The following is a 26,693-nucleotide window of genomic DNA, read 5'->3' as shown; positions in this document are numbered from 1 at the left end:
ACCGGCCCGATCCAAGCCCCCGGGCCCAACCTTCGTCGCTACGAGCGACCACTTGCCGCGAGGCGAGCATGGCGGGTCGGTGCCACTGACCTGCGAGAGGCCCGCGTCACCATGTGACGCGGGCCTCTTCTGCTGTGAACAAAACGATCGCAATCCGGAGCGGCTAACGCCTACTCGGCAGTAGGTGCGACCATCGGACGGCATACCCAGCGTCACGGTGAAAGCAGAGGAAGTCGGCCATGGCAACGGCGCCCAGCGTCTCCTACTCCATTACGGTCCGGTTGGAGGTGCCCGCGAGCGGAACCGCGGTCTCCCAGATCACCACGGCCGTAGAGTCCCACGGAGGCTCGGTGACCGGCCTCGACGTGACCGCCTCCGGACACGAGAAACTCCGCATCGACGTCACCATCGCGGCGAGCTCCACGGCCCACGCCGACGAGATCGTCACGCAGCTGCGCGGCATCGAGGGCGTCACCCTCGGCAAGGTCTCCGACCGTACGTTCCTGATGCACCTCGGTGGCAAGATCGAGATGGCGTCGAAGCACCCCATCCGCAACCGTGACGACCTCTCCATGATCTACACGCCGGGTGTGGCCCGCGTCTGCATGGCGATCGCCGAGAACCCCGAGGACGCCCGCCGCCTCACCATCAAGCGCAACTCCGTTGCGGTCGTGACGGACGGCTCGGCCGTGCTGGGCCTCGGCAACATCGGCCCGAAGGCCGCCCTCCCGGTCATGGAGGGCAAGGCGGCCCTCTTCAAGCGCTTCGCCGGCATCGACGCCTGGCCGCTCTGCCTCGACACCCAGGACACCGACGCGATCGTCGAGATCGTGAAGGCGATCGCCCCCGGGTTCGCCGGCATCAACCTGGAGGACATCTCCGCCCCGCGCTGCTTCGAGATCGAGGCGCGGCTGCGCGAGGCCCTCGACATCCCCGTCTTCCATGACGACCAGCACGGCACCGCGATCGTCGTCCTCGCCGCCCTGACGAACGCACTTCGCGTCACCGGCAAGGCAATTGAGAACATCCGGGTCGTCATGTCCGGTGCCGGCGCGGCCGGTACGGCCATCCTCAAGCTGCTGCTCGCCGCGGGCGTCAAGAACGCCGTCGTCGCCGACATCCACGGCGTCGTGCACGCCGGCCGCGACGACCTGCGGGAGGCCGCGGCCGACTCGCCGCTGCGCTGGATCGCCGACAACACCAACCCCGAGGGCCTGACCGGCACCCTCAAGGAGGCCGTGCGCGGCGCCGACGTCTTCATCGGCGTCTCCGCCCCGAACGTCCTCGACGGCGACGACGTGGCCGCCATGGCCGACGGCGCCATCGTGTTCGCGCTCGCGAACCCCGACCCCGAGGTGGACCCGGCAATCGCCCGCCAGACGGCGGCCGTTGTGGCCACCGGCCGCTCCGACTTCCCGAACCAGATCAACAACGTGCTGGTCTTCCCGGGCGTCTTCCGCGGTCTGCTGGACGCCCAGTCCCGCACGGTCAACACCGAGATGATGCTGGCCGCCGCGACCGCTCTCGCGGACGTGGTGACCGAGGACGAGCTGAACCCGAACTACATCATCCCGAGCGTCTTCAACGACAAGGTCGCGGGCGCGGTGGCCGGCGCAGTGCGGGAAGCGGCGAAGGCGGCGGCAGCGTCGTAGGGGTCGCAGGGGTTGGCAAGGCCTTTTCCGTAGGCTGTGAGGATCGCCACGGCAAGGCCTTGCACCGGCGCGTCGGGGAACCTGACCCTCCTGGTCGCCGTTTATCGTGTCGGCCAGGCTCAGGCCCTCTTTTCGTGTGACTCCCAAGGGTGTTCTCACGACTCCTGCGGGTGCCGGATTGGCTTTCGCGCCGCAGGTAGGGGCAGGATGCGTCCCTGGGCGCGAGGGGTCTGACCACGGACCCGGGCCCGGGGCCTCCTTGAGGACCCTGGCAGCATCGGCTTCACCGTGCCCGATATGCGGCTCCGCCGCGTGGCACGCCTCAACGGCAAGAAGAACACGGGAGTAACAACATGAACCGCAGTGAGCTGGTGGCCGCGCTGGCCGACCGCGCCGAGGTGACCCGCAAGGACGCCGACGCCGTGCTGGCCGCGTTCGCCGAGACCGTCGGCGAGATCGTCGCCAAGGGCGACGAGAAGGTCACCATCCCCGGCTTCCTGACTTTCGAGCGCACCCACCGTGCCGCTCGCACCGCGCGCAACCCGCAGACCGGCGACCCGATCCAGATCCCGGCCGGCTACAGCGTCAAGGTCTCCGCGGGCAGCAAGCTCAAGGAAGCCGCGAAGGGCAAGTAAGCGCTCCGCTTCGAGCGCCGGGCAACTGCGACCGCCGTCGGACGACGGGACGTCCGTGGCTGGTCGCGCCCGCGCGGCGGTAGCCGCATGCAGAGGCAGCCCCGCGCCCCTTCGGGGCGCTCTCACAACGCCGATGGGGCGGTCACCCGGACTCGGGTGACCGCCCCATCGGCGTTCGTGCGACTGCCGTCTACCCGAGCGCCTTGCCCGGCAGTTCCACCTTCGCCCCGAGCTCCACGAGCTTCTCCATGAAGTTCTCGTAGCCGCGGTTGATGAGGTCGATGCCGTGGACGCGGGACGTGCCCTGGGCCGCGAGCGCGGCGATGAGGTACGAGAAGCCGCCGCGGAGGTCGGGGATGACCAGGTCCGCGCCCTGGAGTTTCGTCGGGCCCGAGACGACGGCCGAGTGCAGGAAGTTGCGCTGGCCGAAGCGGCAGTCGGAGCCGCCCAGGCACTCCCGGTACAGCTGGATGTGGGCGCCCATCTGGTTCAGTGCGGACGTGAAGCCGAGGCGGGACTCGTAGACCGTCTCGTGGATGATCGAGAGGCCGGTGGCCTGCGTGAGGGCGACCACGAGCGGCTGCTGCCAGTCCGTCTGGAAGCCCGGGTGCACGTCCGTTTCGAGCGCGATGGACTTCAACTGGCCGCCGGGGTGCCAGAAACGGATGCCCTCGTCGTCGATCTCGAAGGCACCGCCCACCTTCCGGTAGGTGTTCAGGAACGTCATCATCGAGCGCTGCTGGGCGCCGCGGACGTAGATGTCGCCTTCGGTCGCCAGCGCAGCGGACGCCCACGAGGCGGCCTCCAGGCGGTCCGGGAGCGCGCGGTGGTTGTAGCCGCCGAGCCGGTCCACACCCGTGATGCGGATGGTGCGGTCGGTGTCCATCGCGATGATGGCGCCCATCTTCTGCAGGACGCAGATCAGGTCCTCGATCTCCGGCTCGACGGCCGCGTTCGAGAGCTCCGTGACGCCCTCCGCGAGGACGGCCGTCAGCAGCACCTGCTCGGTCGCGCCCACGGACGGGTACGGCAGCCGGATCTTCGTGCCGCGCAGCCGCTGCGGGGCCTCCAGGTACTGTCCGTCCGCCCGCTTCTCGATGCGCGCGCCGAACTGCCGCAGCACCTCGAAGTGGAAGTCGATCGGACGTCCGCCGATGTCGCAGCCGCCGAGACCCGGGATGAACGCGTGGCCGAGGCGGTGCAGCAGCGGACCGCAGAACAGGATCGGGATACGGCTCGAACCCGCGTGCGCGTCGATGTCCGCGACGTTCGCACTCTCCACGTGGGACGGGTCCATCACCAGCTCGCCCGGCTCCTCACCCGGACGGACCGTCACGCCGTGCAGCTGCAGCAGTCCGCGTACGACACGAACGTCCCGGATGTCCGGAACATTGCGCAGTCGACTCGGTTCACTGCCCAGCAGGGCGGCGACCATTGCCTTCGGTACGAGGTTCTTCGCACCGCGGACACGGATCTCGCCCTCCAGCGGGGTTCCGCCGTGGACAAGCAGGACATCGTCGTTGACGGTCATGTATCTCGCGTTCCGATGAGTGGGGCAGGGGCCAGAAGGGAAAGGGTAATCGCCGCCCACCCCCCTTCTGTAAGCCCAAGGACGGCCCAGCTACGTCATAGCTGTGTCACAACACGAACCGTTCCCTGGCGGGCACATGGGGTCACCGGCCCTCCCGTGCGCCCAGGGTGCTTCATTCCTCCCTGAGCTGCATTCACCCGGTAACCGCCATTGCCTCCCCAAGCCGAGGCAAGATGCGGGATCATGTCTGCCATGACCGAGGTGTCCTCGCTCACAGGGCGGTTGCTCGTGGCAACGCCCGCCCTGGCGGACCCGAACTTCGACCGTGCGGTGGTGCTCCTTCTCGACCACGACGAGGAGGGCTCCCTCGGTGTCGTCCTCAACCGGCCCACCCCGGTGGACGTCGGCGACATCCTGGAGGGCTGGGCGGATCTCGCGGGTGAGCCCGGCGTCGTCTTCCAGGGCGGCCCGGTGTCACTGGACTCCGCCCTGGGGGTGGCCGTCATCCCGGGCGGCGCGACCGTCGACGGGGCACCGCTGGGCTGGCGCAGAGTGCACGGCGCGATCGGTCTGGTCGACCTGGAGGCACCGCCCGAACTGCTCGCCTCGGCCCTCGGCTCCCTGCGGATCTTCGCCGGATACGCCGGCTGGGGCCCCGGTCAGCTGGAGGACGAGCTGGTCGAGGGCGCCTGGTACGTCGTCGAGTCCGAGCCCGGCGACGTCTCCTCGCCGTCCCCGGAGAGACTCTGGCGCGAGGTGCTGCGCCGCCAGCGCAGCGAACTGGCGATGGTGGCCACATATCCGGACGACCCATCGCTCAACTGATCCGTGTGACCTTCAGTACCCTTGGCATTTATGAGCACTCTTGAGCCCGAGCGCGGGACTGGTACGGGAACCCTCGTAGAGCCGACACCACAGGTGTCCCACGGCGACGGCGACCACGAGCGCTTCGCCCACTACGTCCAGAAGGACAAGATCATGGCGAGCGCCCTCGACGGGACCCCCGTCGTGGCGCTGTGCGGCAAGGTGTGGGTGCCCGGCCGCGACCCGAAGAAGTACCCCGTGTGTCCCATGTGCAAGGAGATCTACGAGTCCATGGGCGCCGGCGGCGACAAGGGCAAGGACGGCGACAAGTAGTCCTGCCTGCGGCCCGAGGCAGGTGATCCCGCCTCCGGCTTGAGCTTGGCGAGGCCCCGGGCGCGTTGCGGCGCGTCTTCGGGGCCTCGGTCGTGTGCGGACGCCCCGGCCGTCCAGCCGCTTGCCGCCCCCACCGTGACGTGCTTCTTCGTACCCGTACAGCGACGGCCGGTCTCCGGGCCGGGCGGAGCGGCAAAGGACCGACGTGACTTCAGAGACGGAACTGATCCCCGCGCCCCGCAGCCTCGTCGCCGGTGCCGGCGAGGTACGGCTGACGGAACACTCCCGGATCCATGCCGGTACGGCGACCGAGGGCGTCGGCCGCTGGCTGCGCACGGTCCTGTGGCAGGCCACCGGGCTGCCCCTGCCGGAGGGGCGGGACCTCGACGACACACACGGCGACGGCATCGCGCTCCGGCTCGGCCCGGAGCTCGGTCCAGAGGAGTACCGCCTCGTCAGCGACAAGAACGGCGTCCTCGTCGAGGGCGGCAGCGCGGCCGGTGTCTTCTGGGGCGCCCAGACGCTGCGGCAGCTCCTCGGCCCCGACGCCCAGCGCAGGTCCCCGCTCGACCGCGACCGCACCTGGGCCGTGCCGCACGTCACGATCGAGGACTCGCCCCGTTTCGGCTGGCGCGGCCTCATGCTCGACGTCGCCCGGCACTTCATGCCCAAGGAAGGCGTCCTGCGCCACCTCGACCTGATGGCCGCGCACAAACTCAACGTCTTCCACTTCCACTTGACGGACGACCAGGGCTGGCGCGTCGAGATCAAGCGGTACCCCCGGCTGACCGAGGTCGGCTCATGGCGGGCGCGCACGAAATTCGGCCACCGGGCCTCACCGCTGTGGGACGAGAGGCCGCACGGTGGCTTCTACACCCAGGACGACATCCGCGAGATCGTCTCCTACGCCGCCGAGCGGCATATCACCGTCGTCCCCGAAATCGACGTCCCCGGCCACTCGCAGGCCGCCATCGCCGCATATCCGGAACTCGGCAACACCGACGTCATCGACACAACCACCCTCTCCGTCCGGGACAACTGGGGGATCTCCGCAAACGTACTCGCCCCCACTGACAACACCCTGCGTTTCTACGAGGGGGTGTTCGAGGAACTCCTCGGTCTGTTCCCGTCGGAGTTCATCCATGTCGGAGGTGACGAATGCCTCAAGGACCAGTGGCGGCAGTCGCCGGCCGCGCAGGCCCGCATCAAGGAACTCGGGCTCGCGGACGAGGACGAGTTGCAGGCGTGGTTCATCGGCCACTTCGACACATGGCTGACCGCGCGCGGGCGCAGGCTCATCGGCTGGGACGAGATCCTGGAGGGCGGACTCGCGCAGGGTGCGGCCGTGTCCTCGTGGCGGGGGTACGAGGGTGGGGTCGCCGCGGCCCGGGCCGGTCACGACGTGGTCATGTGCCCCGAGCAGTACGTGTACTTGGACCACCGTCAGGCGGCGGGCGAGGACGAGCCGGTGCCGATCGGCTATGTGCGCACCCTGGAGGACGTCTACCGGTTCGAGCCCGTTCCACCGGAGTTGACCCCCGGCCAGGCCGCACACGTGCTCGGCACGCAGGCCAACGTGTGGACCGAGGTGATGGAGGACCCCGCACGGGTGGACTACCAGACGTACCCGCGGCTTTCGGCCTTCGCCGAGGTGGCCTGGAGTGCGCTCCCCGCCCCGGAGGAACGGGACTTCGCCGACTTCGAGCGGCGGATGGCCGTCCACTACCGGCGACTTGACGCCCTGGGAGTGGGCTACCGGCCGCCGACCGGGCCACTGCCCTGGCAGAAGCGTCCCGGGGTGCTCGGGCGGCCGCTGGAGGGGGCGCCTCCGAACAGGTAAGTGAGCTCCCGAACAGGTAAGGCAAAAACGTCGTAAGCATCACCGAAGAGTGGCAATTCGTGCGCACCGGTGATGCCGTACGAAAACGGAACATCTCCCTGGTGAAACGGGCGAATGCCTCCTAGCGGACCCCCGTCTTCGGGGCTTGCGAAGATGTGCCAGAGTTGCCACGTCCGCCCTGTCAGCACGTACCGTACGGCAGCACAGGTGGGACCAGGTGGGGCAGCGGGAAGGGGCAGCCGGTTTTGACCACGCACGCACCGCAGGCGGCGCAGGCCGTCACGCTGCCCACGACGCTGGACGAGGCCGTGGCGGCACTCACCGCCGTGCCCGCCGCCGTCCCGGTGGCCGGCGGCACCGACCTCATGGCCGCCGTCAACTCCGGGCAGCTCAGGCCCGCCGCACTGGTCGGTCTCGGCCGGATCAGCGAGATCCGCGGCTGGCAGTACCAGGACGGACACGCCCTGCTCGGCGCCGGGCTCACGCACGCGCGCATGGGGCGGCCGGACTTCGCGGCCCTGATCCCGGCGCTCGCCGCCGCCGCGCGCGCGGCAGGCCCGCCGCAGATCCGCAACGCGGGCACCCTGGGCGGCAACATCGCCACCGCGTCCCCCACCGGGGACGCCCTGCCGGTGCTGGCCGCACTGGAGGCGACACTGATCATCGCGGGCCCGGGCGGAGCCCGCCGGGAGATCCCGGTGTCGCACCTGCTGGCCGCGGTCGACATGCTGCGCGCCGGCGAACTCATCGGGTACGTGCGCGTGCCGCTGCTGCACGCGCCCCAGGTCTTCCTGAAGGCGACCGGCCGGACCGGCCCCGGACGCGCGGTCGCGTCCGTCGCGCTCGTCCTCGACCCCGCACGGCGCGGAGTCAGGTGCGCCGTCGGTGCCATAGCGCCGATGCCGCTCAGGCCCCTGGACGCCGAGCAGTGGGTCGCCCGGCTCATCGACTGGGACAACGGGCGGACGATCGTCCCGGAGGCGCTGACCGCCTTCGGCGAGTACGTCGCGGCGGCCTGCATCCCCGACCCCGTTCCCGAACCGGACGGCACCGTCCAACAGCTTCCGCCCGCCGTACTGCACCTGCGGCGCACCGTCGCCGCGCTGGCCCGACGAGCACTGGGGAGGGCGCTGTCGTGACCGACGACCAGCACGGAGAAGGCACGCCCCACGGCGGCGGCCGCTGGGACCCGCTGCCCCAAGGCGACTACGACGACGGCGCCACCGCCTTCGTGAAGCTCCCCGAAGGGGGCATCGACGCCCTCCTGGCCTCCGCCGACAGCCCCCTCGCGGCACCCGGCCACGGCTATGTGCCGCCGCCGATAACGGCCGATCCCGGCTCGGGCGCGGGGACCGATCCGGCGGTGACCGGCAACTGGGCCGTGCCCGCCGACGGCGCCCGGTGGCCCGACCCCAACGCCGTGCCGCAGGACACCGCGGGCGATCGGTTCTCGTACAACCCCGCTGCCACCCAGCAGTGGAACTTCGAGGAGACGGCGACCCAGGAGTCCGCGCCCGCGCCGGGTCACGACGTGACCGGGCAGTGGTCGATCCCCGTGGCCGGAGGCGACCTTCCGGATGAATCGGGCGAGTTCACCACGTCGTCCCTGGTCCAGCAGTGGGGCGGCACGCCGCCGGCCACGCTCCCGGGCGGCGCCCCCGCCCCCTGGGCGACGGAGGCCGCGGGGCAGCCCTGGGGGCAGCCGCAGACCGAGGAGCCGACGGCGCCCGAGGGCGGCTCCGGTCACGGGTACGAGCAGCCGTCGGCCCACACCGACGGCCGGCCCGCCGAGCGCGCCGGTACCGGTCACGCGCCCGTGGAGCCGGACCCGGCCGCGCACGAGCCCGAGAACGCGCGGGCGCACACCGCCGAGCAGTCCCGCTCCGAGGTCGACGAGTACGGGGCCCGGCCCGCCGAGGCCTATGCGGAGACGCCCGCCGAATCCGCCGTAGCCGCCTCGCAGCCCGCGCACGGCCCCGGCGAGGCCGCCGGGGCGACGGAGAGTGCCCAGGAGGCCGCTGGGGCGCCTGAGGGGGCCGTGGAGCCGCTTACGGAGCCCGCGGCGGATGCCGGGGCGGAGGGCGCCGCCTCCAACGAGCCCGACTCTCCGGACACTTCGGACACCTCGGTCGGCCCGGACGTGGCCGACGGCTCCGACATCGAAGCCGCGGAGGAGGCCCCGCCGCCCCCCGGCGAGGAGCACCCCCTCGCCTCCTACGTCCTGCGCGTCAACGGCGTGGAACGCCCCGTCTCGGACGCCTGGATCGGAGAGTCGCTGCTCTACGTGCTGCGCGAGCGGCTCGGTCTCGCGGGCGCCAAGGACGGCTGCTCGCAGGGCGAGTGCGGAGCCTGCAACGTCCAGGTCGACGGACGCCTCGTGGCCTCCTGCCTGGTGCCCGCCGTGACCGCCGCCGGCAGCGAGGTCCGCACCGTCGAGGGCCTCGCCGTCGACGGGCAGCCCTCGGACGTGCAGCGGGCGCTCGCCCGGTGCGGCGCCGTGCAGTGCGGGTTCTGCGTGCCCGGCATGGCGATGACCGTGCACGACCTGCTGGAGGGCAACCCGGCGCCGACCGAGCTGGAGACCCGCCAGGCACTGTGCGGCAACCTGTGCCGCTGCTCCGGTTACCGGGGCGTCGTGGAGGCCGTCCAGGAGGTCGTCGCCGAACGCGAGGCGCACTCCGAAGGCGACGCCTCCGAACAGGACGGCGACGAGGCACGTATCCCTCACCAGGCGGGTCCCGGAGCCGGCGGTGTCAACGCGTCGGCGTTCGAGTCACCCGGGTTCCCCGCCCAGCCCGGACCGCATGACCAGGCGTACGGACAGGACGGAGGCCAGGCGTGAGCAACGAAGCCGCCACCGCGACCACCGCCGCGGAGGCAGCACCCGCCCCCGAGCAGCTGCCGCACGGCCTCGGCGCCTCCCTGCCGGCCGCCGACACCCGCGCCAAGACCGAGGGCACGTTCCCCTATGCGGCGGACCTGTGGGCCGAGGGCCTGCTGTGGGCCGCCGTACTGCGCTCCCCGCACCCGCACGCGCGCATTGTGTCCATCGACACGTCCCACGCGCGCGAGATGCCCGGCGTACGGGCCGTCGTCACGCACGAGGACGTGCCGGGCACCGCCCGCTACGGCCGTCGCAGCGCCGACCGGCCCGTGTTCGCCTCCGAGGTGGTGCGCCACCACGGCGAGCCCATCGCGGCCGTCGCCGCCGACCACCCGGACACCGCGCGCATGGCCGCCGCGGCCGTCATCGTCGAGTACGAGGTACTCGACCCGGTGACCGACCCCGAGCAGGCCTTCGAGGCCGAGCCGCTGCACCCCGACGGCAACCTGATCCGGCACATCCCGCTGCGGCACGGCGACCCGGAGGCGGCGGGCGAGATCGTCGTCGAGGGCCAGTACCGCATCGGCCGCCAGGACCCGGCCCCCATCGGCGCCGAGGCCGGCCTCGCCGTGCCACGCCCCGACGGCGGCGTCGAGCTGTACCTCGCCTCCACCGACCCGCACGCGGACCGCGACACCGCCGCCGCCTGCTACGGCCTCGAGCCCGAACGCGTCAAGATCGTCGTCACCGGGGTCCCCGGCGCGACGGCCGACCGCGAGGACCAGGGCTTCCAACTCCCGCTGGGCCTGCTGGCGCTGAAGACCGGCTGCCCGGTGAAACTCACCGCGACGCGCGAAGAGTCCTTCCTGGGCCACACCCACCGGCACCCGACCCTCCTGCGCTACCGCCACCACGCCGACGCCGAGGGCAGGCTGGTGAAGGTCGAGGCGCAGATCCTGCTGGACGCGGGCGCGTACGCCGACACGTCCTCCGAGGCCCTCGCCGCAGCCGTCGGCTTCGCCTGCGGCCCCTATGTCGTCCCGAACGCCTTCATCGAGGGCTGGGCCGTACGCACCAACAACCCGCCCTCCGGCCATGTGCGCGGCGAGGGCGCGATGCAGGTGTGCGCAGCGTACGAGGCCCAGATGGACAAGCTGGCGAAGAAGCTGGGCATGGACCCGGCGGAACTGCGCCTGCGCAACGCGATGGCCACCGGGGACGTACTCCCGACGGGCCAGACGGTGACGTGCCCGGCCCCGGTGGCGGAGTTGTTGCAGGCCGTCCGCGACTTCCCGCTTCCCGCGCTGCCCAAGGACACCCCCGAGGACGAGTGGCTGCTGCCCGGCGGCCCCGAGGGCGCGGGCGAACCGGGCGCGGTGCGGCGGGGCGTGGGCTACGGCCTGGGCATGGTGCACATGCTCGGCGCGGAGGGCGCCGACGAGGTCTCCACCGCGACCGTCAAGGTCCAGGACGGCGTCGCGACCGTGCTCTGCGCGGCCGTCGAGACCGGTCAGGGATTCACCACACTGGCCCGCCAGATCGTCCAGGAGACCCTCGGCATCGACGAGGTGCACGTGGCGCCCGTCGACACCGACCAGCCGCCGGCCGGCGCGGGCTGCCGCGGCCGCCACACGTGGGTGTCCGGCGGTGCGGTGGAGCGCGCGGCCAAGATGGTCCGCACGCAGCTTCTGCAGCCCCTGGCGCACAAGTTCGGCATGTCCACCGAGCTGCTCCAGATCACCGACGGCAAGATCACCTCGTACGACGGTGTCCTGTCGACCACCGTCACCGAGGCGATGGACGGCAAGGAACTGTGGGCCACGGCCCAGTGCAGACCCCACCCCACGGAGCCGCTGAACGAGGCCGGCCAGGGCGACGCCTTCGTCGGCATGGCGTTCTGCGCGATCCGCGCGGTCGTCGACGTCGACATCGAGCTCGGCTCGGTACGGGTCGTGGAGCTGGCGCTCGCCCAGGACGTCGGCCGGATCCTCAACCCGGCCCAGCTGGCCGCCCGTATCGAGGCGGGCGTGACGCAGGGGGTCGGCATCGCGTTGACGGAGAACCTGCGCACCGCGCGCGGGCTGATCCGCCACCCGGACCTGACGGGTTACGCCCTGCCGACAGCCCTGGACGCACCCGACATCCGGATCGTCAAGCTCGTCGAGGAACGCGACGTGGTCGCCCCCTTCGGCGCGAAGTCGGTCAGCGCGGTCCCGGTCGTCACCTCCCCGGCCGCTGTCGCCTCCGCCGTACGGGCTGCCACGGGCCGCCCGGTGAACCGGCTGCCGATAAGGCCGCAGGCCGCCGTGGTGACCGACCGGTGACCGTGCAGGAGACTGGGCCCGAGGACGAGCAGCGCTACGAACCGGCGCCCGGCATCGGCAAGTTGCTGGTGTGGGTGCTGGTGTTCATGGTGGCGGCGCTGGCGGTCGTGCTGGGTGGCGTGTACTTCACGTGAGGGGCGTCGTCGTCATCACCGGTGTGATGGCGTCCGGCAAGTCGACGGTGGCGCAGGCACTGGCGGAGAGGCTGCCGCGGGCGGCACACGTGCGTGGTGACCTCTTCCGCCGCATGATCGTGTCCGGGCGCGAGGAGTACGTCCCCGGGGCCGACGGCGAGGGAGAGACGCAGCTCCGGCTGCGGTACCGGTTGTCGGCGGCGACCGCGGACGCGTATGCGGAGGCCGGGTTCACCGCGGTGGTCCAGGACGTGGTGCTGGGCCAGGAACTGACGTCGTACGTCGGCCTGGTGCGCACGCGGCCCCTGTACGTCGTCGTACTGGCTCCGAGTCCCGAGGCTGTGGCCGCGCGGGAGGCGGGACGGGCGAAGACGGGCCACGGCGCGTGGACGGTCGAGGACCTGGACAGGGCGCTGCGCGCGGACACCCCCCGGCTCGGGCTGTGGCTGGACAGTTCGGAGCTGACGGTGGGGGAGACGGCGGACGCGATCCTCGCGGAGCGGGAACGGGCGAGGGTGCGCTGAGCGTCCTGTGGTCCGGGGCGTTGTCAGTGGCGGGGCGTACTGTTCTGAGCAGTGGGGAACGGCTGCCGGAGTCGTACGGCGCAACGGCGCATGCCCGGCCGCGCCCCGCACGGGGACCGTGAGCAGACACATGCGCCGAGGCACATGTGACGAAGCACATGCGGGGGATGCAATGAGCACGACCAGTGCCGCCACGGCGGTGATCACGCTGACCGAGGACCAACTCGATCCGTACGTCACGCACGGGGCGACCCGCCGCTGGCTGACCGGGCCCGGACTGCCGGGCGACAGCGTCCTGTTCACCTTCGAGGAGCTGTGCCGGGAGGGTTTGCGGACGGTCGGGGACTCCACCGGCGATCCCGACGGCCGCCTGGCGGCGGAGCTGCGGGACCAGCTGGTCATAGGGGCGCTGCTCGACCCCCGGGGCCTGGAGACGGAGTCGGTGCTGCTCGACGGCGCGACGGGGGAGATCGCGACGACGTACTTCCTGCACGACCGCCCTGACCTGATGGACTGCCGCCCGCTCGCACCGTCGCTCGGCACCCTGGCGCGGTTCGCCACGGCGGCGGACGAACTGGCAGGGCTGCGCGGCCAGTTCGCGTCCTACGCCGGCCGTTTCGGCCCGAAGGCGGCGGAGGAGGCGTCACGCCACCTGCTGGCGGTGTTCGAGGAGGGCACGGACGGCGAGGTGCCGCCGTTCTGGAAGATGGCGGCCCTGATCCGCCCCCTGTCCCTGGTGGCAGGCCCGGGAACGGCCACCGGACTCGCCCTCGACCTCCCCACCCGCCTCCTGGACCGGGAGTTCGGCCACGGCAAGGTGTGGCGCTTCGAGGACGTCGACTTCCCCTCGACCCTCACGCACGAGCCGACCCGCCGCTTCCTGCGCGACAGGGGCCTGCCCGAGGACGGCGTGCTCTTCCACCTCGACACGGACGTCCCCCTGCCGACCCTGGCCGAGCACTACGCCTACCAGGGCCCGGACGGCTTCGATCCCGCCCGACTCCCGCACCGGGCCTCCCACTTGATACGGCTGGGCGACCTCATCGAGGACAACAGCCTGGTAATCGACGGCGAAACGGGCGAGGTCCTCAACTGGAGCGAGCCCGAGGCCACCCTGTACCCGCTGAACACGGACGTCTCCACCCTGGCCTTCACCCTCTGGCTCCTGCACCGCGAGAGGGCGATCGACGAGGACCTGGCGGGCGAGCTGACGACAGACGCCTACGACCAGCTGGCCACGACGATGCTCCACACCCTGTCGAGCATCGACCCGACCGCCCTCACGACGGAGCCGGGCCGGCACTACTGGACGGAGGCCTTCCAGGACGAGGCGGGCGGGGTCCTGTGACGAGGGCGGCACCCTCAGCGGATGCCGCCCTTTCGTTGCCTGGTCAAGGCCATGGAGGCCGTGGCGGGAATTGAACCCACGTACCTCGCTTTGCAGGCGAGTCCCTAAGCCACTCGGGCACACGGCCGGGTCGATGCGGAGCGCCTGGCTCCGTTCCGAACTCGGTGAAACGACCGTACGGCGGGGCCGGGAAAGGGCTCAAGGGAAACACGGGGGCTGCAACGGGACTGCCATACGCCGTTCATGAAAGGGGCCGACCAGCGTGCGTGGCCCGACCAGCCAGGTTCTGCCTGTGGCGGGGGCTGAGGGCGATCGCCGACGGATGCCGAGTGACACCGAGTGGTACCACGTAGTACCGTCTAAGCATGGCTGGACTGAACCTGCGGTTTACGGACGAAGAGCTCGACGCCCTGCGTGAGCGTGCGGCGGCCGAGGGGCGCAGCATGCAGGCTTTTGCGCACGACGCGGTGATCGCCGCCATAAACGAGCACTCTCGGCTGTTCAACGAGGCCGCCGAGCACGTTCTGAAGGCGAGCGCCGAGCTGAACCGGAGGCTCGCCTGATGCACTACCTCACCCTGCCCGAGCTGCTGAACCTCGCGCAGCGGCTCGGGGCGGACGAGGTGCGTGACTACGGGCTGCTGGACTCGGCCCTGGCGCGTCCGCAGTCGAGCGTCTTCGGGCAGGACGCCTATCCGGACGTGTGGCAGAAGGCCGCCGCGCTGATGGAGTCCCTTGCCCGCAACCACGCTCTCGTGGACGGCAACAAGCGCATCGCCTGGTACGCGACCTGGGTCTTCCTCCACATGAACGGGCACCCGTTGGACGCCGACTTCGACGTGGACGAAGCGGAGCGGTTCGTGCTGGACGTCTGCCAAGGCGCCCTGGACGTACCCAAGATCGCCGCCCAGTTGCCCCGCTTCGCACGCTGACTGTGACCTCGGTCCCACCCGTGGGCGACCTGGCCCCGTCCGCGCCTTGACCCAACCGGCCCGCCGGTAGGGTGGCCCGGTTGTCATACCCAGTCGAGCCGCCCGACCACCCCACGGAGACCGTGACTACCACCGCCGCAGCCAGCTCTGCCTTGCACTCCCATCACCTCTCTCCCGCCTTCCCCGGCCGTGCCCCCTGGGGCACCGCCAGCAAGCTGCGTGCCTGGCAGCAGGGGGCGATGGAGAAGTATGTCCAGGAGCAGCCCCGCGACTTCCTCGCCGTGGCCACCCCGGGCGCCGGCAAGACGACGTTCGCGCTGACGCTCGCCTCCTGGCTGCTGCACCATCACGTCGTGCAGCAGGTGACCGTGGTCGCGCCGACCGAGCATCTGAAGAAGCAGTGGGCGGAAGCGGCGGCGCGCATAGGCATCAAGCTCGATCCCGAGTACAGCGCGGGCCCGCTCGGCAAGGACTACCAGGGTGTGGCCGTCACGTACGCGGGTGTCGGCGTGCGGCCCATGCTGCACCGGAATCGGGTGGAGCAGCGCAAGACCCTTGTCATCCTCGACGAGATCCATCACGCCGGTGACTCCAAGTCCTGGGGCGAGGCCTGCCTCGAGGCCTTCGAGCCGGCCACCCGGCGGCTCGCGCTCACCGGTACGCCGTTCCGCTCCGACACCAACCCCATCCCCTTCGTGACGTACGAGGAGGGGAACGACGGGATCCGGCGGTCCGCCGCCGACTACACCTACGGCTATGGGAACGCCCTCGCCGACCACGTCGTCCGGCCCGTCATCTTCCTCTCCTACAGCGGCAACATGCGCTGGCGTACGAAAGCCGGTGACGAGATCGCCGCCCGGCTCGGCGAGCCCATGACCAAGGACGCGATCAGCCAGGCCTGGCGCACCGCCCTCGACCCGCGCGGCGAGTGGATGCCCAGCGTGCTGCGCGCCGCCGACCAGCGGCTGACCGAGGTCCGTAAGGCCATCCCGGACGCGGGAGCGCTTGTCATCGCCTCCGACCAGGACTCCGCCCGCGCCTACGCCAAGCTGATCCGCGAGATCACGGGCAACAAGGCGACCCTCGTCCTCTCCGACGACACCGGCGCCTCGAAGCGGATCGACGACTTCAGCGAGAGCAACGACCGGTGGATGGTCGCGGTGCGGATGGTGTCCGAGGGCGTCGACGTGCCCCGGCTCGCGGTCGGCGTGTACGCCACCACCATCTCCACCCCGCTCTTCTTCGCCCAGGCCGTCGGCCGCTTCGTGCGTTCGCGGCGGCGCGGCGAGACCGCGTCCGTCTTCCTCCCCACCGTCCCCGACCTCCTCACCTTCGCCAACGAGATGGAGGTCGAGCGCGACCACGCCCTCGACAAGCCGAAGAAGGAGGGCGAGGAGGACCCGTACGCCGAATCCGAGAAGGAGATGGAGGAGGCGAACAAGGAGCAGGACGAGGACACCGGCGAGCAGGAGCAGTTCTCCTTCGAGGCGCTGGAGTCCGAGGCCGTCTTCGACCGGGTGCTCTACGACGGCGCCGAGTTCGGCATGCAGGCCCACCCGGGGAGCGAGGAGGAGCAGGACTACCTCGGCATTCCCGGGCTCCTCGAACCCGACCAGGTGCAGCTCCTCCTCCAGAAGCGGCAGGCCCGGCAGATCGCCCACAGCCGCAAGAAGCCGGACGCCGAGGCGGACCTGCTGGAGCTGCCCGCCGAGCGGCGCCCCGTCGTCTCGCACAAGGAGATGATGGAGCTGCGCAAGCAGCTCAACACCATGGTCAGCGCGTACGTCCACCAGAGCGGCAAGCCCCACGGCGTCATCCACACCGAGCTGCGCCGCACCTGCGGCGGCCCGCCGAGCGCCGAGGCCACGGCGGGACAGCTGCGGCAGCGGATCGCCAAGGTGCAGGAGTGGGCCACCCGCATGAAGTGACGGCCGTTGTGCGCCGCACCATTCACGCCGTACGTATCGGGACATACGCAGGTACTCCCTCCCCGTATGTGCCCGGATTCTGGACGGAGTCTTCCGCTCAGCGAACCCCCTTCGCTACTGTCCGGCTACGCACACGCCCCGTGGCAGCGCCGCCGCGGAGCGCAGCCGTGAAGCGACGCGGCCCGGCCGCTGCCGGGTCGCCGGCCGATCGGCGGCCTCTGTTGCGCGTCATCGACGGGACTCGGTGACGCACCGCCGCTCGGAGGTCGCCGACCTCACCACTTGGAGGAGTGGGCGTCGTGACCGCGGAGACCTCTCAGACGCTCGACCGAGGACTGCGTGTCCTCAAGCTGCTGGCCGATACGGACCACGGGCTGACCGTCACCGAGCTTTCCAACAAACTGGGCGTCAACCGGACCGTGGTGTACCGGCTGCTCGCCACGCTGGAACAACATGCGCTGGTACGGCGTGACTTGGGCGGTCGCGCCCGGGTCGGGCTCGGGGTGCTCAGGCTCGGCCGGCAGGTGCATCCGCTGGTGCGCGAGGCCGCGTTGCCGGCGCTCCGGTCGTTGGCCGAGGACATAGGGGCGACGGCTCATCTGACGTTGGTGGACGGGGCGGACGCGCTGGCCGTGGCGGTCGTCGAGCCCACGTGGACGGACTATCACGTGGCGTATCGGGCCGGGTTCAGGCATCCGCTGGACCGGGGGGCCGCGGGTAAGGCGATTCTTGCCGCGCGGGCCAAGCCGACGGAGGGGTGCGGGTACACGCTGACTCATGGAGAGTTGGAGGCGGGGGCCAGTGGGGCTGCGGCGCCGCTCCTCGGGGTTACGGGGGTGGAGGGCAGCGTGGGGGTCGTGATGCTGGCTGATGCGGTGCCGGAGCGGGTGGGGCCGCGGGTGGTTGACGCTGCGCGGGAGGTTGCCGAAGCGTTGCGTTGAGCTGCCGGCCGGGGGTGGTGAGGGGCAGGGCGGGTGCGCAGCCCGGCGGGTGCGGGGTGCCGCCTCTCGTTGGGACGGGAGCCGCCCTGGGCGGCACGATTGTCCGCAGGCTGCGGCGGTGGGCCTGCCCGCAGGCTGCGGCCGCCTCAGGGAGTGGGGTTTCTGAGTTCCGCCAGCGTTCGCAGTTGGAGCCAGAGCACCAGGCGTTCGTCCGGGTCGGCGAGGTCGATACCGACCTGGTGCTGTGCCTGCTTCAGGCGGTAGCGGCAGGTGTTCGGGTGCACGGCGAGCAGTTTCGCCGCGCCGGCGATGTCGCAGCCCGCGTCCAACCAGCTGATCAGGGTGCGCGCGTAGTCGGTGCCGTGCTGATCGTCGTACGCCAGCACCCGCCGCCAAGCACCCGCGCTCAACTCCCGCCGCTCGCCGAGCACTTCGGTCAGTCGCAGCAGCGTCACCCGCGGGCGTACCTCGTCCACCGTCGCCACCGGGAGGTCCGGTCCGAGTACCCGCAGCACCAGCTCGGCGTCCTCCCGCGACCCCACGACCTCCGCCGGACCCGTCACCACCTCGCCCAGCGCCGCCCGCACGGGCACCCGCAGCGCCTGCCCGGCCCGCGCCACGATGTCCTCGGCCAGCCGCCTGTGACGCGCGCCCGGCCCGGGAAGGACCGCGTACACCACCCCGTCGACCAGCACACACGCGTGCCGTCCGTAACGCGCCTCGCACTGCAGTCGTACGACGTCCAGCAGGCGCAGGGCGGTCTGTTCGGCGTCCGGGAGGCTCGCGGCGGCCGGCACGAAGGCGGCCACCCGGACCGCACCCTCAAGTCCCAGCCGTTCGAAGGCGGTTGACGGGTCCGCCGTGCCGTCGAGCAGACGGCGCAGCAGGTCGCTGTTCTGGTGGCGGGCCAGCTCCTGCGCCGCCCGGGCCCGCAGCAGGAGCAGCGCCGCCGTGGACGCGCCCTGCGTCAGGGTCTCCTCGGCGTCGGGTGCGAGCGTGCCGTCGTCGACCACCCAGACCGAGCCCAGCGTCTCGCCGCCCGCGCGGACGGCGACCGCGAGACGCGGTAGGTCGCCGGGCCGGACCGCGGGCATCCGCACCGGCCCCGGGGCCGCGAACAGCACCCGGTACTGCTCGCTGTTGGCCGTGCTGACCGGGACCCGGAGGCCGAGGATGCTCTGCCGCCGGTCCTCGTCGACCGGCTGGCCCGGGACCGTGGAGTAGGCGAGGACCCGCTGGCGTGGGTCCTCCACGGCCGTCGCGCCACCGGTCGCCGCCGCGACCGCGTCCGCGAGCGCGAACAGGTCTCCGAGACCGTTCGCCGACGGTGCGGGCCGAGCTCCGATCGCCGAGGACAGCAGCAGGTGGACGTGGTGCCAGGCGGCGTCCTCGTCGACCGACAGCAGCGCGACGCCGTGCGCCTCCGCCTCGCCGACCGGTCCGTCCGGGCCGCGTACGACGAGCCCGGTCATTCCGGCCTCCGCGGCCGCCCGGACGAGGGGACCGGCCGCCGCCGCCCGCACACCCACGGCCAGCAGCAGCGCGCCGGGCGCCTGCGGCATCAGCGCGTGGGCGTCGTACAGCAGCGCCTCGGTGACCGGGGCGGCGAGCCCGGCGGGGGCCGTGTGCAGACGCAGGGAGGGGCCGCCGATGACGTCCAGGAGGTCGCCGAGGGTGCATGCGTCCATGGGGGCTCCTCGGGGGCGGGGCTGCGGTCGACGTGGGAGGACTTGATTGGCCGATTCCGAAACGAACGTACTCAGGCGTTGTGGAAACACACAACCCGGAGGGGCGCCGTCGACCCGAAACTCGACCCATGACCCTCGACCGCCCGCCCGGAGTGAGTCTCCGCACCGTCCACGACGTCGCCGGTCTCGCCGCCGTCAGCGACTACTTCAGCGATGTCTGGCAGACCCCGCGCAGCGCCCCGCCCTACCCGGCCGAGGTGCTGCACAGCCTCGTCCACGCGGGCGGCGCCGTGCACGCCGCGTACGACGGGACGCGGCTCGCCGGAGCGGCGGTCGCGGTGTTCGGGCCGGACGGGGACGCGTACTCCCTGGTCGCCGCCGCCGACCAGGGCCGCGGGTACGCCGTCAAGCAGGCCCAGCGCGCCTGGGCCCTCGGCCTCGGCGCCCGCACCATGCGCTGGACCTTCGACCCGCTGGTCGGCCGCAACGCCCGCTTCAACCTGGCGAAACTCGGCGCCACCGGCACCGAGTACCTCGTCGACTTCTACGGCCCCATGGCCGACGGCGTGAACGGCGGTGACGAGAGCGACCGGCTGACGGTGACGTGGGAGCTGGCGGCGCCGAGTCCCTCGCAGGAGACCAGGGACCGGGACACCGCCCCCGGCACCCACACCGCCCCCGACGGTGCGACGCTCGCCCGCCGGGACCCGGCCGGCCGGCACATCTGGTGTCGTGTACCGCACGACATCGTCCGGCTCCGCGCCGCCGACCCGGAGCTCGCCCTGCGCTGGCGGTATGCCGTCCGTGAGGTGTTCACGGAGGCCTTTGCGCAGGGGTTCAGGGCGACGGGGATGTCCCGTGACGGCTGGTACACCCTTTCGAGAGAGGCAGCGGCATGAAGCTGGAACGCGTGGAGATCGTCCATGTCGAGATCCCGCTGGTCACCCCGTTCCGTACGTCCTTCGGCACGATGACGACGAAGGACACCTTCCTGCTCCATGTCGTGACCGACGAGGCGGAGGGCTGGTCGGAGTTCGCCGCCGACCCGGAGCCCCGGTACTGCTCGGAGTTCGTGGCCGGTGCGGAGATCGTGCTGCGGGACTTCCTGCTGCCGCCCGTCGCCGCCCTCCCACAGCTCAGCGCGGCCGCGCTCGCCCCGGCCACGGCGAGGACGAAGGGGCATGAGCTGGCGAAGGCGGCCCTGGAGACGGCGGTCCTGGACGCGGAGCTGCGGTCGTACGGCATGCCGCTCGCCACCTACCTGGGCGCGGTGCGCGACCGGGTCCCCGCGGGGGTGTCCGTCGGCATCAAGGACTCCGTCCCCGAACTGCTGGACGACGTCGAGCGCTACCTCGCCGACGGCTACGTCCGCATCAAGCTGAAGATCGAGCCCGGCTGGGACGTGGAACCGGTCCGGGCGGTCCGCGAGCGCTTCGGGGACGCGCTGCCCCTCCAGGTCGACGCCAACACGGCGTACACCCTCGCCGACACCGAGCATCTTCGGCGCCTGGACACCTTCGGGCTGCTGCTGATCGAAGAGCCGTTGGACGAGAACAACCTGTACGCCCACGCGCAGCTCCAGAGGCGTCTGCAGACGCCCGTCTGCCTCGACGAGTCCCTCCACAACGCCCGTGACACCGCCTCCGCGATCGCGATGGAGGCCTGCCGGGTCGTCAATGTGAAGCCCGCGCGCGTGGGCGGCTATCTGGAGGCCCGCCGCATCCACGACGTGGCGCATGCGCACGGGGTGCCCGTGTGGTGCGGCGGCATGCTGGAAACGGGAATCGGCCGCGCCCCCAACCTCGCCCTGGCCGCCCTGCCTGGCTTCACCCTCCCCGGGGACACCTCGGCGTCCGCGCGGTACTTCGCCGAGGACATCACCGAGCCGTTCGTCCTCAAGGACGGCCACCTGCCCGTCCCCACCACTCCCGGGATCGGTGTCGAACCGCTGCCGGACGCACTCCGGCGGTTCACCAGGGAGAAGCGAGACCTGTACGTGAGCTGACCGACACCTGGCCGGAAGTGACCGTCACGTTAGATTGATCCCGTGCTTTCTCGCCTCACACGCCCCCAGGCCCTCGCCGTCTGCGCCCTGCCCGTCGTGGCGCTGATCGCCACCGCGGTCTTCGCTCCGCTGCCGTTCTCGCTGGCGCAGCCCGGGCTGACGGCGAATGTGCTCGGGGACAACCAGGGCACCCCGGTGATCACGATCTCGGGTGCGAAGACCCGGCAGACGAGCGGGCAGCTGCGGATGACGACGATCGAGGCGACCAACCCGGACGCGCATGTCTCGCTGGGCGATGTGATCAGTGCCTGGTTCGCCACGGACCGGGCCGTCATGCCGCACGACTCGGTGTATCCGAGCGGCCAGTCCACCAAGGAGATCGAGCAGCACAACAGCGCGCAGATGAAGCAGTCCCAGAACGCGGCGACCCGGGCCGCTCTGGACTATCTGCACCTCAGCGACAAGAAGGTCAAGGTCACGCTGAAACTCGCCGATGTGGGCGGCCCCAGCGCCGGGCTCCTGTTCACCCTCGGCATCATCGACAAGCTGGACGGGAACGGCAGCGGCGGCGACCTCACGGGCGGCCGCCGGATCGCCGGTACGGGGACCATCGACGGCGACGGGACGGTCGGTGCCGTGGGCGGCGTGGCCCTGAAGACGCAGGCGGCGCGCCGGGACGGCGCGACCGTCTTCCTCGTCCCGAAGGCCGAGTGCTCCGACGCCAAGTCCGAGCTGCCGAAGGGCTTGCGGCTGATTCCGGTGACCACGCTGAAGGGCGCGGTGAACTCGCTGGTGGCGCTGGAGTCGGGCAAGGGGTCCGTCCCCAGCTGCTGATTCAGTCGGTGTCCTCCAGGGGGTGCTGCCAGCGGAGGCCGGGGAAGCGGGCGAAACCGCGGTCGGCGGAGTACAGGGTGGCGCCCTGCTCCATGGCGAGGGCGGCGAAGTACGCATCCGGAACGAGGTTTCCGCGAGCCCCGGCCTTGAGGCACAGGCGCTCGAAGATCTCCCAGTGGCGAGGCCCTTCCTGGACCGGGGTGGCGACCGGTGCGCTGCGCACGTCCCGGAGGAACTCCAGCGCTCGCTCCGGCTCGCTCGGCGGCTGGTAGATCCGCTGGTGGGTGACGATGCGCAGGAAGCCGCTGTCGATCACCCCGTTGTACCCGACGGGTTCGTCGCCCCGCAGCCGCTCGATGAGCCACGCGTGGTAGCGGTCGTGGTCCTTGGCGTCCTCGCGGAACGCGTACACGAGGACGTTCACATCACAGATGATCATTCGAGGCCGTCCATGAGGTCGCGCACGGAGGCGTTGTCGTCGAGATTGACGCCGGGGCGCACCCCTCTGCCGCCGGGATCAGTGGTGAGCTTGACGATGTTCTGCGCCGCCGCCACATCCCGCGCGAACGACGCCCGCAGCGCATCCTCTATCACCGCACTGACCGTGACGCGCCTGCGCGCCGCCCGCAGCTTGGCTTCCTGGAGCAGGTCCTCGGAGAGGTCGACTGTAGTCCGCATGCACACAAGCGTAAGTCGACCGCATCATGATGCGCCATGGTGAATCGATGATGCGCGGAATTGACCTGTCCGCTTCTACTTCACGAAGCCCTCCGCCTTCATCCAGTCCAGCGCTACCTGATGCGGATCCTGCCCGTCCACGTCCACCTTGGCGTTCAGCGTCCGCGCCACCGTGTTGTTCAGCTTCTTCGTGACCGGGTCCAGGACCTCCGCGATCGCCGGCCACTTCTTCAGTGCCTTGGTGTTGATCTCCGGCGCCACGTTGTAGTTGGGGAAGAACTTCCTGTCGTCCGCCATCACCACCAGGTGCATGGACTTGATGCGGCCGTCGGTGGTGAACACCTCGCCGTAGGTGCAACTGCCCTTCTTCACCTGGGTGTAGATGATCCCGGTGTCCATCTGCGTGACGTTCTTCGCGGGCACGCTCATCCCGTACGCCTTCTCCATGCCCGGCAGCCCGTCCGCCCGGTTGGCGAACTCGCTCTCCACGCACAGCGTCACCGCGCCGGGGTCCTTCCTGGCCAGCGCGGCCACGTCGGACAGCGTCCTGGTGCCGTACTTCTTGAAGTTCGCCTGGTTCATCGCCAGCGCGTAGGTGTTGTTGAGGGACGAGGGCGGCAGCCACGTCAGGCCGTTCTTGAGGTCCGCGTCGTGCACCGCCTGCCACTGCTTCTGCGGGTCGGGGATCGGCTCGCTGTTGCCCTGGTACGTGATCCACGCGGTGCCCGTGTACTCGTACATGCCGTCCGCGTCCCCCTTCTTGACCGCCTCCCGTGCTCCGATCGAACCCTGGATGCCCGTGCGGTCGAGCACGTCCGCGCCGGCGGCCTGGAAGGCGATGCCCGTGATCGCGCCGAGGATGAGCTGCTCCGTGAACTCCTTGGAGGTGACGGTGAGATGGGCGCCCTTGAGGGGCTCGCCCTGGGCGATGGAGCCGGGCTTGACGTCGTCGACCATGGGGGAGCCGCTCTGCAGGCCGCAGCCGGACGCGATCAGCAGGGCTCCGGCCGACAGCAGACACACACGCCCTCTCACGTCCCCGCCTCCAGCCCCCGCGGCCTGAGCAGGAGTTCCGCCAGCGAGGCGAGCCAGTCCACCAGCAGCGCCAGGGAGACCGTGAGGATCGAGCCCAGTACCAGCACCGGCATCCGCTGGGTCGTGATGCCGGTCTGGATCAGCACGCCGAGGCCGCCGCCTCCGCCGAAGGTCGCCAAAGTCGCCGTGCCGACGTTGAGGACCAGTGCCGTACGGACACCCGCGAGGATCAACGGGACGGCCAGCGGCAGCTCCACGCGCGACAGCACCCCCACGGGGGACATGCCGATGCCGCGTGCCGCCTCCAGCAACGTCGGGTCGTTGGCCTTCAGACCTGCGATGGTGTTCGACAGCACCGGCAGGATGGCGTAGATCGTGATGCCGATCAGGGCCGACTTCATTCCTGTGCCGAGCCAGATCACCAGCAGCGCCAGCAGGCCGATCGCCGGGGTCGCCTGGCCCATGTTGGCGATCGTCATCGCCACCGGGGTGGCCTTCTGGAAGGCCTTGCGGGTGAGCAGGATGCCCAACGGGATCGCGATGACCAGGACGAAGAACGTGGAGATCACGGTCAGTCGGATGTGCTGCCAGAGGGCCTTGGAGACCGCACCGCCCGAGAGCGCGTTCTCGGAGATCGAGTCGAGGTCGGCCTGACGGAACCACAGCCAGGTCGCGAGCAGGACGGCGACGATCACGGCGGGCAGGAAGGTCAGCTTCTGCCAGGTGATGCGGGGCTTCAGGGGGCTCTGCGCCGACGGCGGAGCCTCGACGACCTCCTCTGGAGCCTCCTGTTCGGCCTGCTCGGGGTCCTCCAGCGCGGGGGTGGTCATGCCTTCGTCACCCCGCCGGGGCCCTCCTGCTCGGCGTGCGTCTGGGCGGCCCGTAGCTCCTCCAGCTCGTGCTGGGCCTCCAGCGCCTCCAGCCGGTCCGCCTCCAGCAGCTCGTGCACGGAGTTCATGAGCGTCTCCATGTCGACGACGCCCTCGTACACGCCGCGCCGCCCGGTGACCGCGACCCGCCCCGCGTTGTCGGTGAGGACCGCCTCCAGGGCGTCCCGGAGTGTCGCGTCCCTGGTCACCGTGTCGTTCACCAGCGTGCCCGCCCGTGCCAGCGAGCCCCGCGCACGCATGAGGTCGCCGCGCCTGAGCCACTTGTAGGGGCGGCTGCGCTTGTCGAGCAGCAGGATCTCGTTGGTCCCGCTGCTACGGAGCCGGTTGAAGATCTCCTGGAGCGGGTCGTCGAGGGTGACGGTCGGGTAGTCGGTGATCTCGACGTCCCGTACCCGGGTGAGGTTCAGCCGCTTCAGCGCGGCACCCGCGCCCACGAACCCGGACACGAAGTCGTCCGCCGGGTTGGTGAGGATCGCCTCCGGGGTGTCGAACTGCGCGATGTGCGAGCGTTCGCGGAGCACGGCGATGCGGTCGCCGAGCTTGATCGCCTCGTCGAAGTCGTGGGTGACGAAGACGATCGTCTTGTGCAACTCGTGCTGCAGCCTGATCAGCTCTTCCTGGAGATGGTCGCGGGTGATCGGGTCGACCGCGCCGAACGGCTCGTCCATCAGCAGGACCGGCGGGTCGGCGGCCAACGCCCGTGCCACCCCCACGCGTTGCTGCTGCCCGCCCGACAGCTGCCGCGGATAGCGGGCGCGGAACTCGACCGGGTCGAGACCGACCAGGTCGAGCAGCTCCTCCACCCGCGATCGGATCCGCGCCTTGGACCAGCCGATCATCTTCGGTACGAGGGCGATGTTCTGGGCGACCGTCATGTGCGGGAAGAGGCCGGCCGACTGGATCGCATAGCCCACCTTGCGGCGCAGCTTGACCGGATCAATGTCGGTCACGTCCTCACCATTGATCCGGATGCGGCCACCGGTCGGCTCGATCAACCTGTTGATCATCTTGAGTGTCGTCGACTTACCGCATCCGGACGGGCCGACGAAGATGACGAGCTCGCCCGCCTTGATCTCCATGTTGACGTTGTCGACGGCGGGGCTGGGGTTGCCCGGATACCGCTTGGTGAGGTTCTCCAGCTCGATCGTCGCCCCGTGGGTGGCCTCAGGCACGGATCCCCCTAGGGATGGTCAGCCGTCCGATCAGGACGTACGCGGCGTCGAAGAGCAGCGCGAGAACGATGATCCCGAGGGTGCCCGCGAGGACCTGGTTGAGCGCGTTCTTGCTGCCCAGCGAGCCGATACCGCGGAAGATCTCGTTGCCGAGGCCCGGCCCGGAGGCGTACGCGGCGATCGCGGCGATGCCCATGAGCATCTGCGTCGAGACCCGGATCCCGGTCAGGATCGGCGGCCAGGCCAGCGGCAGCTCGACCCGCGCCAGCCGCATCAGCCGGGACATCCCGATGCCCCGCGCCGCGTCCACCAGCGACGGGTCGACCCCGCGCAGTCCCACGATCGAGTTCCGCACGATCGGCAGCAGCCCGTACAGGGTCAGCGCGATCACCGTGGGCGGCACGCCCAGCCCCACGATCGGGATGAGCAGACCGATCATGGCGAGCGAGGGAATGGTCAGGATGGTCGAGGTGGTCGTGGTCGCGAGGCTGCCGGCCCAGTCGCTGCGGTAGGTGACGATCCCGATCAGTACGCCGATGAGGGTCGCCACGACCATGCACTGGAACACGGCGCTGGCGTGCTGGTAGGCGTCGGTGAGCAGCTGCTGGTGCCGGCTGCCCAGGTACTCCCAGAAGCTCACGC

Annotated in this window: 26 protein-coding genes and 1 tRNA gene; 18 read left to right on the top strand and 9 right to left on the bottom strand. The window is 70.9% G+C overall.

Translation table 11 applies throughout. From position 1 onward, the window contains the following. Window positions 1-239: 239 nt before the first annotated feature. Together ACWDAG_RS27875 and ACWDAG_RS27870 are read left to right on the top strand one after the other, a co-directional pair. Window positions 240-1,652, top strand: a complete 1,413-nt coding sequence (locus tag ACWDAG_RS27875) for a malic enzyme-like NAD(P)-binding protein (protein WP_450698296.1) — start codon at window positions 240-242, stop codon at window positions 1,650-1,652. A gap of 353 nt (window positions 1,653-2,005) precedes the next feature. After that, window positions 2,006-2,287 (top strand): HU family DNA-binding protein, encoded by a 282-nt coding sequence (locus tag ACWDAG_RS27870; RefSeq protein WP_007382399.1) that lies wholly within the window; start codon window positions 2,006-2,008, stop codon window positions 2,285-2,287. Window positions 2,288-2,477: 190 nt separating this feature from the next. Here ACWDAG_RS27870 and murA read toward each other — a convergent pair whose 3' ends face one another. After that, window positions 2,478-3,818, bottom strand: coding sequence for a UDP-N-acetylglucosamine 1-carboxyvinyltransferase (gene murA / locus ACWDAG_RS27865; RefSeq protein WP_450698295.1), 1,341 nt, complete (start codon window positions 3,816-3,818; stop codon window positions 2,478-2,480). A gap of 252 nt (window positions 3,819-4,070) precedes the next feature. Here murA and ACWDAG_RS27860 point away from each other — a divergent pair, with 252 nt between their 5' ends. The 9 genes from ACWDAG_RS27860 to ACWDAG_RS27820 all read left to right on the top strand — a co-directional run bounded on the left by ACWDAG_RS27860 (window position 4,071) and on the right by ACWDAG_RS27820 (window position 13,949). Continuing rightward, complete coding sequence (locus ACWDAG_RS27860; RefSeq protein WP_099929216.1) at window positions 4,071-4,643, top strand: YqgE/AlgH family protein; 573 nt, start codon at window positions 4,071-4,073, stop codon at window positions 4,641-4,643. Window positions 4,644-4,673: 30 nt separating this feature from the next. Continuing rightward, a complete protein-coding gene (locus ACWDAG_RS27855; protein ID WP_078912757.1) occupies window positions 4,674-4,955 on the top strand; it encodes a DUF3039 domain-containing protein in 282 nt (93 codons plus the stop codon). A gap of 205 nt (window positions 4,956-5,160) precedes the next feature. Beyond that, entirely contained in the window at window positions 5,161-6,795 is a 1,635-nt protein-coding gene (locus ACWDAG_RS27850; RefSeq protein WP_450698294.1) for a beta-N-acetylhexosaminidase, read from the top strand. A gap of 245 nt (window positions 6,796-7,040) precedes the next feature. After that, complete coding sequence (locus tag ACWDAG_RS27845; RefSeq protein WP_115907883.1) at window positions 7,041-7,934, top strand: FAD binding domain-containing protein; 894 nt, start codon at window positions 7,041-7,043, stop codon at window positions 7,932-7,934. Further along, complete coding sequence (locus ACWDAG_RS27840) at window positions 7,931-9,637, top strand: 2Fe-2S iron-sulfur cluster-binding protein (RefSeq protein WP_450698293.1); 1,707 nt, start codon at window positions 7,931-7,933, stop codon at window positions 9,635-9,637. The genes ACWDAG_RS27845 and ACWDAG_RS27840 overlap by 4 nt, the downstream gene beginning before the upstream one ends. Continuing rightward, a complete protein-coding gene (locus ACWDAG_RS27835) occupies window positions 9,634-11,943 on the top strand; it encodes a xanthine dehydrogenase family protein molybdopterin-binding subunit (protein WP_450698292.1) in 2,310 nt (769 codons plus the stop codon). The genes ACWDAG_RS27840 and ACWDAG_RS27835 overlap by 4 nt, the downstream gene beginning before the upstream one ends. Next, window positions 11,940-12,077 carry a hypothetical protein gene (locus ACWDAG_RS27830; RefSeq protein WP_450698291.1) on the top strand — a complete coding sequence of 46 codons (138 nt, stop codon included), beginning with the start codon at window positions 11,940-11,942 and terminating at the stop codon, window positions 12,075-12,077. Before ACWDAG_RS27835 ends, ACWDAG_RS27830 begins: the two co-directional genes overlap by 4 nt. Then, window positions 12,074-12,601, top strand: coding sequence for an AAA family ATPase (locus tag ACWDAG_RS27825; RefSeq protein WP_450698290.1), 528 nt, complete (start codon window positions 12,074-12,076; stop codon window positions 12,599-12,601). Before ACWDAG_RS27830 ends, ACWDAG_RS27825 begins: the two co-directional genes overlap by 4 nt. Window positions 12,602-12,773: 172 nt before the next feature. Continuing rightward, window positions 12,774-13,949 (top strand): SUKH-4 family immunity protein, encoded by a 1,176-nt coding sequence (locus tag ACWDAG_RS27820; RefSeq protein ID WP_450698289.1) that lies wholly within the window; start codon window positions 12,774-12,776, stop codon window positions 13,947-13,949. 52 nt (window positions 13,950-14,001) lie between these two features. Here ACWDAG_RS27820 and ACWDAG_RS27815 read toward each other — a convergent pair. Beyond that, a tRNA-Cys gene (locus ACWDAG_RS27815) sits at window positions 14,002-14,076 on the bottom strand. 238 nt (window positions 14,077-14,314) lie between these two features. Here ACWDAG_RS27815 and ACWDAG_RS27810 point away from each other — a divergent pair. The 4 genes from ACWDAG_RS27810 to ACWDAG_RS27795 all read left to right on the top strand — a co-directional run bounded on the left by ACWDAG_RS27810 (window position 14,315) and on the right by ACWDAG_RS27795 (window position 17,749). After that, the gene (locus ACWDAG_RS27810) at window positions 14,315-14,512 is read left to right on the top strand and encodes a hypothetical protein (RefSeq protein ID WP_124441851.1); all 198 of its coding nucleotides are present in this window, start codon (window positions 14,315-14,317) and stop codon (window positions 14,510-14,512) included. Next, window positions 14,512-14,880, top strand: a complete 369-nt coding sequence (locus ACWDAG_RS27805; RefSeq protein WP_062703422.1) for a type II toxin-antitoxin system death-on-curing family toxin — start codon at window positions 14,512-14,514, stop codon at window positions 14,878-14,880. The genes ACWDAG_RS27810 and ACWDAG_RS27805 overlap by 1 nt, the downstream gene beginning before the upstream one ends. A gap of 122 nt (window positions 14,881-15,002) precedes the next feature. Next, window positions 15,003-16,808, top strand: a complete 1,806-nt coding sequence (locus tag ACWDAG_RS27800) for a DEAD/DEAH box helicase (RefSeq protein ID WP_450698288.1) — start codon at window positions 15,003-15,005, stop codon at window positions 16,806-16,808. 299 nt (window positions 16,809-17,107) lie between these two features. Further along, the gene (locus ACWDAG_RS27795) at window positions 17,108-17,749 is read left to right on the top strand and encodes an IclR family transcriptional regulator (RefSeq protein ID WP_450698287.1); all 642 of its coding nucleotides are present in this window, start codon (window positions 17,108-17,110) and stop codon (window positions 17,747-17,749) included. A 146-nt stretch (window positions 17,750-17,895) separates the two neighbouring features. Here the strand turns inward: ACWDAG_RS27795 and ACWDAG_RS27790 are convergent, their stop codons facing one another. Next, window positions 17,896-19,437: a PucR family transcriptional regulator gene (locus ACWDAG_RS27790; protein WP_450698286.1), complete on the bottom strand. Its 1,542-nt coding sequence runs from the start codon at window positions 19,435-19,437 to the stop codon at window positions 17,896-17,898. A gap of 128 nt (window positions 19,438-19,565) precedes the next feature. Here ACWDAG_RS27790 and ACWDAG_RS27785 point away from each other — a divergent pair, with 128 nt between their 5' ends. Genes ACWDAG_RS27785 through ACWDAG_RS27775 form a run of 3 tightly spaced genes read left to right on the top strand, consistent with a single transcriptional unit; the run spans window position 19,566 to window position 22,276 of the window. Beyond that, the gene (locus ACWDAG_RS27785) at window positions 19,566-20,336 is read left to right on the top strand and encodes a chorismate synthase (RefSeq protein WP_450698285.1); all 771 of its coding nucleotides are present in this window, start codon (window positions 19,566-19,568) and stop codon (window positions 20,334-20,336) included. After that, window positions 20,333-21,442, top strand: a complete 1,110-nt coding sequence (menC, locus tag ACWDAG_RS27780) for an o-succinylbenzoate synthase (RefSeq protein ID WP_450698284.1) — start codon at window positions 20,333-20,335, stop codon at window positions 21,440-21,442. The genes ACWDAG_RS27785 and menC overlap by 4 nt, the downstream gene beginning before the upstream one ends. 42 nt (window positions 21,443-21,484) lie before the next feature. Beyond that, window positions 21,485-22,276, top strand: coding sequence for a YlbL family protein (locus ACWDAG_RS27775; protein WP_450698283.1), 792 nt, complete (start codon window positions 21,485-21,487; stop codon window positions 22,274-22,276). A 1-nt stretch (window position 22,277) separates the two neighbouring features. On the opposite strand, the gene ACWDAG_RS27770 is transcribed toward ACWDAG_RS27775, so the two are convergent. The 6 genes from ACWDAG_RS27770 to ACWDAG_RS27745 form a co-directional block, all read right to left on the bottom strand. Next, window positions 22,278-22,700 carry a TA system VapC family ribonuclease toxin gene (locus ACWDAG_RS27770; protein ID WP_450698282.1) on the bottom strand — a complete coding sequence of 141 codons (423 nt, stop codon included), beginning with the start codon at window positions 22,698-22,700 and terminating at the stop codon, window positions 22,278-22,280. An 11-nt stretch (window positions 22,701-22,711) separates the two neighbouring features. Next, entirely contained in the window at window positions 22,712-22,954 is a 243-nt protein-coding gene (locus ACWDAG_RS27765) for a ribbon-helix-helix domain-containing protein (RefSeq protein ID WP_450698281.1), read from the bottom strand. Window positions 22,955-23,029: 75 nt separating this feature from the next. After that, entirely contained in the window at window positions 23,030-23,989 is a 960-nt protein-coding gene (locus tag ACWDAG_RS27760) for a glycine betaine ABC transporter substrate-binding protein (RefSeq protein WP_450698280.1), read from the bottom strand. Next, window positions 23,986-24,819 (bottom strand): ABC transporter permease, encoded by an 834-nt coding sequence (locus tag ACWDAG_RS27755; protein WP_450698279.1) that lies wholly within the window; start codon window positions 24,817-24,819, stop codon window positions 23,986-23,988. Before ACWDAG_RS27755 ends, ACWDAG_RS27760 begins: the two co-directional genes overlap by 4 nt. Beyond that, window positions 24,816-26,051, bottom strand: coding sequence for a betaine/proline/choline family ABC transporter ATP-binding protein (locus ACWDAG_RS27750; RefSeq protein ID WP_450698278.1), 1,236 nt, complete (start codon window positions 26,049-26,051; stop codon window positions 24,816-24,818). Before ACWDAG_RS27750 ends, ACWDAG_RS27755 begins: the two co-directional genes overlap by 4 nt. Then, the gene (locus tag ACWDAG_RS27745) at window positions 26,044-26,691 is read right to left on the bottom strand and encodes an ABC transporter permease (protein WP_450698277.1); all 648 of its coding nucleotides are present in this window, start codon (window positions 26,689-26,691) and stop codon (window positions 26,044-26,046) included. Before ACWDAG_RS27745 ends, ACWDAG_RS27750 begins: the two co-directional genes overlap by 8 nt. Window positions 26,692-26,693: the final 2 nt, after the last annotated feature.

The organism is Streptomyces sp. NPDC001157, assembly GCF_053598255.1.
The sequence above is the reverse complement of the archived record's forward strand: the minus strand, read 5'-3'. Positions and strand labels throughout refer to the sequence as shown.

Excerpts from the sequence above, each read along its gene's own strand:
- ACWDAG_RS27875 (WP_450698296.1), top strand. The coding sequence starts at position 240 with ATGGCAACGGCGCCCAGCGTCTCCTACTCCATTACGGTCCGGTTGGAG.
- ACWDAG_RS27870 (WP_007382399.1), top strand. The coding sequence starts at position 2,006 with ATGAACCGCAGTGAGCTGGTGGCCGCGCTGGCCGACCGCGCCGAGGTG.
- murA (WP_450698295.1), bottom strand. The coding sequence starts at position 3,818 with ATGACCGTCAACGACGATGTCCTGCTTGTCCACGGCGGAACCCCGCTG.
- ACWDAG_RS27860 (WP_099929216.1), top strand. The coding sequence starts at position 4,071 with ATGACCGAGGTGTCCTCGCTCACAGGGCGGTTGCTCGTGGCAACGCCC.
- ACWDAG_RS27855 (WP_078912757.1), top strand. The coding sequence starts at position 4,674 with ATGAGCACTCTTGAGCCCGAGCGCGGGACTGGTACGGGAACCCTCGTA.
- ACWDAG_RS27820 (WP_450698289.1), top strand. The coding sequence starts at position 12,774 with ATGAGCACGACCAGTGCCGCCACGGCGGTGATCACGCTGACCGAGGAC.
- ACWDAG_RS27810 (WP_124441851.1), top strand. The coding sequence starts at position 14,315 with ATGGCTGGACTGAACCTGCGGTTTACGGACGAAGAGCTCGACGCCCTG.
- ACWDAG_RS27805 (WP_062703422.1), top strand. The coding sequence starts at position 14,512 with ATGCACTACCTCACCCTGCCCGAGCTGCTGAACCTCGCGCAGCGGCTC.
- ACWDAG_RS27790 (WP_450698286.1), bottom strand. The coding sequence starts at position 19,437 with ATGGACGCATGCACCCTCGGCGACCTCCTGGACGTCATCGGCGGCCCC.
- ACWDAG_RS27785 (WP_450698285.1), top strand. The coding sequence starts at position 19,566 with ATGACCCTCGACCGCCCGCCCGGAGTGAGTCTCCGCACCGTCCACGAC.
- menC (WP_450698284.1), top strand. The coding sequence starts at position 20,333 with ATGAAGCTGGAACGCGTGGAGATCGTCCATGTCGAGATCCCGCTGGTC.
- ACWDAG_RS27765 (WP_450698281.1), bottom strand. The coding sequence starts at position 22,954 with ATGCGGACTACAGTCGACCTCTCCGAGGACCTGCTCCAGGAAGCCAAG.
- ACWDAG_RS27755 (WP_450698279.1), bottom strand. The coding sequence starts at position 24,819 with ATGACCACCCCCGCGCTGGAGGACCCCGAGCAGGCCGAACAGGAGGCT.